Origin of the sequence: uncultured Anaerococcus sp., assembly GCF_963510575.1 — a bacterium.
Taxonomy (GTDB): Bacteria; Bacillota; Clostridia; order Tissierellales; family Peptoniphilaceae; genus Anaerococcus.
The window spans coordinates 1-6,253 of the sequence record NZ_CAUPFR010000091.1 but is presented as its reverse complement, the minus strand read 5'-3'; the positions used below and the strand labels follow the sequence as shown (position 1 = coordinate 6,253).

Sequence of the window (6,253 nt, the reverse complement as noted above, 5' to 3'; positions counted from 1 at the left end):
TTCTATAGCACCAACCATTAACAAGGATAGAACCGCCACAGATATGAGCATGTATTTTCTAATAATAGGAATCTTGTCATATTCCTGAGCTCCGTAATAAAAACCCAAAAGTGGTTGGCTTGACTGGTTTATAGCAAGCATAGTATTAACCACAAAGGTCATTACATAAGCAATTACAGAAAAGGCTGCCAGCCCCACTTCCCCATAAAGCCTTCCTATAGCGAGGTTAAAAACCAAGATACAAAAACCTGTTGAAAGCTCTGACAAGGATGCAGGAAAACCATATGAAAAAATTTCCTTAAACATAAAGGCCTTGACCCTAAATTTCCTAAAATTCAAATAAGATTTTGGCGATAAAAAGTAAATCATATAGCCAATGGTAGGTATGGTCTGGGCCAAACCTGTCGCCACAGCTGCCCCCCACAAGCCCCAATGAAATTTGAAGATAAAGATATAGTCAAGAACTACATTTGTGAGGGCCGACATCAGCATAAGGATAGTTGTAAGAGATGGTCTCCCATCTGCCTTTACCATTATCTCAAAAACATAAGAAGTGAGATAAAAAGGCAAAAAGAAAATAATTATGGACAAATATTCCTTAACCATCTCTACCATGTGGCCACTTGCACCCAAAACCATAACAAGAGGATTTATGAAAATATAGCCTAAAATTGAAAGTCCCAGAGCAAAGACGGCTGAAATTGTAACGCCAAGGCTAAAAAAAGCATCGGCTCCCTCCTTATTTCGCCTACCCTTTTCGTGGGCAATCAGGTTTAAGGACCCGATCGAAATCAAAATTGCAAAGGCAAAAGAAAGGGTAACAAAGGGCATGGAAATATTTACAGCTGCCAGGCCCTCGCTACCAACGCCCCTTCCAACAAAAATACCATCCACCATGGTATAGGTCGAAAAAAGCGTCATGGTCGTGATGGTTGGTATCAAATATTTTAAATAATTACTAATTAATGATTTTTTCTGCATTTATACTCCTCAATACCTATAATATAACTCAGGGCTTCACTTTGGTCAAGAGAATCATTAAAAATAAACATTCAAATAAAAAATCGACTCAAAAGAGCCGAAATTTTATGATATTATCTTATAATATTGCCTGCTACTTAATTTGTAATAAATGAGATACAGAATAGCAAAAATTACAAATCCTATTATAAAGGAAGTAATTTTTATAGATTCATTGACAGATCCTAGCATAACAAATATTTTTGAAATCATCCTAAAGGCAAAAGCTACATGGATGCCTGCAACTATCAAAGGTAGGAAGAAAAATACCAAAACCTGATTGTCTATAGTTTTTTTGATTTTTTCTTCGCCAATGCCAAGTTTTCTTAGGCTTTGGTATTTATTCTTATCTGCAAAACCCTCTTGGATTTGCTTGTAATAAATTATCAGGCCAGTTGCAACCATAAAAATTAAGCCAAGAAAGATTCCAACAAAAAATATTGCCCCGTAGAGTTTGTAGCCTTCCAAGACAAAATCATCATGAAAGCCTATGCCAAACTCATTTTGAATATCCTTAGTTTTTTCCTTGAAAACCTTCATATCCTCATCTGATAAATCAAAATTATAGACATGGACTATTTTATTATCACCTATGCTAAAACTTTGGTCCAAATTTTTAACTATTAGATAATAAAAATCAAACATATAGGACACTATCGAATTATTTCCAGAATTTTTATATGGATAATCCTTAATATCTGCCTTTTTCCTTAATGTTTTACCATTTATATTAAGTTCTGAGATATCAGCCAGCTTAGGGTCTTTATAGAGTAAAAACTCCCCATCTTTTAACCCTGATGTTTCTGGTATTGATTCGTCATTGACTTCCACGAGTATTCCCATGGACTTATGGTCAAGAGAATTTGCCTTGTCAAAGACATAAGATTCTTTGCTTGTATTAAAATTTTTGCCATCTTTTTCAAAGGCAAAGACCGCCTTGTAATCTTGAATATTTTTTGCCTCTAAATTATTGTCCTTGATGATTTTTTTAACCTGGTCTATAGAATATTCATCAACAGAAGCTAGACCCACAGCTCTTGGATATTGCCTAGATCCCACATCCTCAGCACTCCTATAAAGAGCTATGGCTGATGATAATAAAATAATAGCAGCTGTGGACATGATTGTAATTGATCCAAGTCCCTTGGCATTTGACCTTAACCTAAAAATAAGGCTAGAAACCGAAATAAATCTTTCGGTCTTGTAATAAGATTTGGAAGCCTTCATCAATTTTAAAATCACTATTGAAAGTGATGAAAAAAGGAAGAATGTTCCTATCATTACAAGAACAACCGCCAAGAAAAAGTAGCTAAGAGCCTTTAAAGGATTGTTTATAGTTTGGGCTAAGTAATATCCAGACCCAAGCAAAATTACTGATACAATCGCACTTAATACCATACCCCTTGGCCTTTTGAAGGTCTTTTCTTCCTTAAATAAGTCCAGGACTGATTTTCTTTTTATCTTTATAATCCTAGTCAATAAAATTAGTAGGGAAATTCCTGCAAAAACCAAGAAGCTAATTATATAAGCATCTCTCGCAAAACTTAGGTAGAAATTTCCTTCCATTAGCATGAGCTTTAAAAAAATTGTTTCTAGCAATTTATAAATTACACTAGCTGATATAATCCCAATTAAATATCCTAAAGCAGATATTATCAAGGATTCTAAGGCCAAAATTTTCGAAAGATGTTTTTTATCAAGGCCTAAAATCGCATAGAGGGAGATTTCCTTAAGCCTTTTATTTAATAAAAATCCATCAGAATAATATAAAAATATCAGCGAAAAAATCCCCATTACATAAATAGCAATTTTCAATATATAATAGATGCTAGACATGGCGTAAAAATCTTTTAAAGTATCGGCATTCATTAAAAGCAGGATTGAAGTCAATGAAAACACCATAAAAGCATAAATCAAAATATATGGAAGATAGACTTCCTTATTTTTTCTAATCCCATCTAGGGCAAGGCGCTTAGTGAGTTTCATTTTTTGCCGCCCTTAAAAAGTTTAGTGAATCTGAAATTCTCTTATAAAACTGATCTCTGCTGTCATCTGCCTTGTATATTTCATTGAAAATCTTGCCGTCTCTGATAAATAAGACTCTTTTGGCAAAAGAAGCTGCAATATTTGAGTGAGTCACCATGAGAATTGTGTTTTTCTCGGCGTTTATTTTTTCAAAATACTTTAACAAATCTTCGCTAGATGAAGAATCGAGTTGGCCTGTTGGTTCATCTGCCAATATTATTTTTGGTCTTATAATTAAGGCCCTTGCTACAGCCACCCTTTGCTTTTGGCCACCGGATATTTCAGCCGGATACTTATTTAAAAGTTCAGCAATTCCAAGCTTATTAACAATAGGCATAAGCTTATCTTCAAAATCTTCTGGATTTTCTTCCCTTAATACCAAAGGCAAAAGGATATTTTCCCTAACATCAAAATTATCTAAAAGATTAAAATCTTGGAAGATATAGCCAAAATTATCCCTCCTAAAATCTGACTTTTCCTTATCAGATAAGGACAGGATTTCCTTGTCATCAAGGAAAATTTGCCCGCTAGTTTCCTTATCAATAAGGGAGATGATATTCAAAAGTGTGGTCTTTCCTGATCCTGACTCACCCATGATGGCTAGGAAATTCCCGTCCTCGACTTTCAAATTTACATCCTTTAGGGCAGTCACAGCATTTGCTGTATTTTCCTTATAAATTTTTCTTAAGTTTTTTATTTCTAACATATTTTCACCTCTCATAATATAATTATAAAGGCTTTACAAAAATAAGTCCCTTTGCCCAGCTTACAAAGAGACCCCTTTTCTTACAATTTTGTAAGTTTTGGAAAATTTATCATGATTTTTGTAAATTTCCCCTCTTCTGATTCGATTTTTATATCTAAGTTTAGGTCCTTAGCTATGGATTTTACAAGATAAAGGCCAAGTCCTGTTGAAGACCCTAGTTTCCTGCCATTTTCACCTGTATAACCCATTTCAAAAACCCTTGGCAAGTCTGCCCCTTTAATGCCAATCCCATTATCTTCTATGACAAGCGAATTATTTTCAAAATATATTTTTACCATGCCAGCTTCTGGTGTATATTTCAAAGCATTATTTAAAATCTGACCTATAATAAAACCTAGCCATTTTTCGTCACTCACAGTCATAAAACCAAGGTCGCCAACATCCAAGCTAATTTTTTTGGAAATAAAATCGTAAGACTTTTCTCTGATTATTTCCTTAACCACAGATTCAATTATTACTTCCTTAAAGACATAGTCGTTGTTTTTTGAATTAAATCTTACAAAGCCAAGGAGAATGTTTAAATAATCTTCGATCCTCTTATTATTTTTTATAAGTAATTCAAGGTCTGGCTGATTATCAGCTAAGATGAGCTTGTTTTCAGCAATAGGCGTTTTAATTTCATGAATCCAAAGACCATAAAAATCCCTAAGGTCGCCTTCAATTTCATTATAGGCAAGTAATAGGTCCTTGTACTTCTTATCAAGATTTTCAAATTCATCTAGGATAATTTTTTCCCTCTGACTTGGATTTTTTGAAATTTCTACAAAGGTTGGCTCAGCTTGGTTAAAATACTTATAGAGAAAATAGGCTAAAAAAATAAAAAAGCTTATCAAAAACCCATAAACAATCGGAAATTTTTCTAGGTTGAAACTTATTAAAACCAGCAAATAAGTAAGGCTAATAATAAAAAAGAAAATAAAAGAGACCTTATTTTCCTTCAAAAAATTTTTAAGCTTCAACATAATAACCGTATCCCTGCTTAGTTTTTATAAAATCTCCTACCCCAAGCCCTGCCAAAGTCTTTCTTAGCCTAGAAATATTAACTGTTAGGGTGTTGTCATCTATATAAATATCTGTGGACCAGAGACTTGTCATTAGCTTATCCCTTGAAACGACATTGCCCTTATTTACCATGAGGGTTTCCAAAATTTTAAATTCGTTTTTAGAAAGGTCAAGGCTTTTTTCGCCAAAACTTATTGCCATTGACTTTAAATCTAGGATTAAGCCCCTAATTTCTAGTCTTGATAGATTTTCTTTGTAATCGTAAGTCCTTCTTAAAAGGGCCTTGATTTTGGCAAGCAAAAGGTCCATTTCAAAGGGTTTACTCACAAAGTCATCAGCTCCCATTTCCATAGCCATGATTTTATTCATGGTATCTTCCTTAGATGATAAAAATATCATTGGAACATTTGAGATATCACGAATCTTTCTTGTCCAAAAATACCCATCATAAAAAGGAAGGCCAATATCCATGACTACAAGGTCTGGTTTTTCTGATTTAAAAATATCAAAAACCTTCTCAAAATCACACACAAGGGCGACTTCAAAACCCCACTTCTCAAGCTCGTTTTTTAATTTTTCTGAAATTATCTGGCTATCGTCAACCACAAATATCTTAAACATAAAATCTCCTAAAAATATTATAACACAAAAAAGCCCCTAGTAGGACTAGGGGGCAAGGAAAACTTAGTTGCTTGTTGGCTTAATATTTAATTCTATCTCTAATTCTTTCAGTCTTTTTTCTGCAATTGTTCTTAATTTTTCTGATTCTTTAATTAAGGCAAGAAGGTCTTTTTTAATATCCTTCACTTTATTAGGGGCGATTTCTAATAATAATTTAGCTGCCCTTGTTGTTGTTAGACTGCGATTATAAGCTTGCTTTAGTTTTTTGTAGCTTTTTATTTTTATAGCATATGTTTCTTGTTTATAAGTATTTGACCTGAAGAAATAATAATAATCATAGGATTTATCTTTTTGCTTGATTTCTGGATTTTTCCTACCACTTGTTTTATTATCAGATGATTCTGGTTTTTTATTTTCTTTTTCATTTTTATTTGGTTTTTCTTGTGGTTCTGGCTTAGGATTTGGTTTTTGTTTTGGTTTATCATCTGGTTTTTGTGGATTTTTCTTGTCAGGTTCTTTTTTACCACCATCTGGAACCGGTTTTTCTTTTTCTGGTTTCTTTGGCTGATCTTTGTCAGGATTTTGAGGATTATTTCCTTCTGGTTTTTTGTTTTTCTCAGGATCTGGTTTTTGTTCCGGATTGGTTTCAGGTTTATTTCCCTTATCAGGCTCTTCTGGCTTTGCTTTCTTTTTGGCACTTGCAACAAATACCTTATTGTCATTTCCTACAACAAATCCATCTTTTTCGCCCTTCCAGCTTATATCCTCATAGCCTTCCAAGGCTTCTGGCTTAATCAAATCGAATATCGTTGCCTGCAA

The 6,253-nt window shown here is 33.6% G+C and carries 5 protein-coding genes and 1 pseudogene; all 6 read right to left on the bottom strand.

Annotation, left to right across the window (positions count from 1 at the left end; translation table 11 throughout):
* Nucleotides 1–981 (bottom strand): MATE family efflux transporter (locus RQ907_RS06905; RefSeq protein ID WP_311492645.1); only part of this gene is annotated, 981 nt, incomplete at its 3' end.
* 105 nt (nt 982–1,086) lie between these two features.
* Nucleotides 1,087–3,006: an ABC transporter permease gene (locus RQ907_RS06900; RefSeq protein ID WP_311492644.1), complete on the bottom strand. Its 1,920-nt coding sequence runs from the start codon at nt 3,004–3,006 to the stop codon at nt 1,087–1,089.
* Entirely contained in the window at nt 2,993–3,751 is a 759-nt protein-coding gene (locus RQ907_RS06895; protein WP_311492643.1) for an ABC transporter ATP-binding protein, read from the bottom strand. The genes RQ907_RS06900 and RQ907_RS06895 overlap by 14 nt, the downstream gene beginning before the upstream one ends.
* 80 nt (nt 3,752–3,831) lie before the next feature.
* Nucleotides 3,832–4,773, bottom strand: a complete 942-nt coding sequence (locus RQ907_RS06890) for a sensor histidine kinase (RefSeq protein WP_311492642.1) — start codon at nt 4,771–4,773, stop codon at nt 3,832–3,834.
* Nucleotides 4,760–5,434 carry a response regulator transcription factor gene (locus RQ907_RS06885; protein WP_311492641.1) on the bottom strand — a complete coding sequence of 225 codons (675 nt, stop codon included), beginning with the start codon at nt 5,432–5,434 and terminating at the stop codon, nt 4,760–4,762. The genes RQ907_RS06890 and RQ907_RS06885 overlap by 14 nt, the downstream gene beginning before the upstream one ends.
* 63 nt (nt 5,435–5,497) lie before the next feature.
* Nucleotides 5,498–6,253, bottom strand: a pseudogene (locus RQ907_RS06880) (hypothetical protein); the annotation flags it as partial.